The sequence below is a fragment of the Tsukamurella conjunctivitidis genome, assembly GCF_007858475.1.
GTDB lineage: Bacteria > Actinomycetota > Actinomycetes > Mycobacteriales > Mycobacteriaceae > Tsukamurella > Tsukamurella conjunctivitidis.
This window is the reverse complement of record NZ_VIGX01000227.1, coordinates 1-559: the sequence shown is the minus strand read 5'-3', so window position 1 is coordinate 559 and position 559 is coordinate 1. Positions and strand designations below refer to the sequence as shown.

At 72.6% G+C, this 559-nt stretch carries 2 protein-coding genes; both read left to right on the top strand.

Going from position 1 to position 559, the window contains the following annotated elements; all coding sequences use genetic code 11:
* Window positions 1-222 (top strand): hypothetical protein (locus FK530_RS25170; RefSeq protein ID WP_205124273.1); only part of this gene is annotated, 222 nt, incomplete at its 5' end.
* 226 nt (window positions 223-448) lie between these two features.
* A partial coding sequence (locus FK530_RS26820; RefSeq protein ID WP_146489507.1) for a DUF488 family protein, N3 subclade occupies window positions 449-559 on the top strand: 111 nt, incomplete at its 3' end.

Here is a 559-nt window from a genome sequence, read left to right as displayed (position 1 = left end):
CTCTCCTCCAGCCCGTGGCCGGTGACCTTCCGCTCCCTCCCGTCCTCCGCCCCCACCGACGAGGGCGGCACCGACGAGGGCGAGACGGCCGAGGGCGGTGCCGACAAGGGTGGCCCCTCCGTGCCCACCGATCCCGGGACAGATGCCTTCGAGGTGGTGGTCGACGGCGTGGGACACAGGATCGCGACCTCGACGGGGGAGACCCTGCAGACGCAGGGATGAGCGGGCCCCCGGGCTGCCCCCTGGACTGCCCCCGGCGCAGACTTCCGGACGGCGCGCGACACGACTAGCGTCGGTCCTGGCAGGAGAACGCGTGTCGCATGCCGTCCACCACACCGCCGGGACCGTGGCACGACGGACTTCGCCGAGAAAGAGGACGGACTTCGGCGGGAGAAGGAGGGGGAGGGACGTGTCGGAACAGGGGGGACCCGAAGAGGTCGACCAGGCCGTGGAGCGGCCGCAGGTCCGGGTGCGCAGGATCTACGAGGACCCCGACCCCGCTGACGGGGACCGTGTCCTGGTGGACCGCCTGTGGCCGCGCGGCATGAGCAAGGTGCGC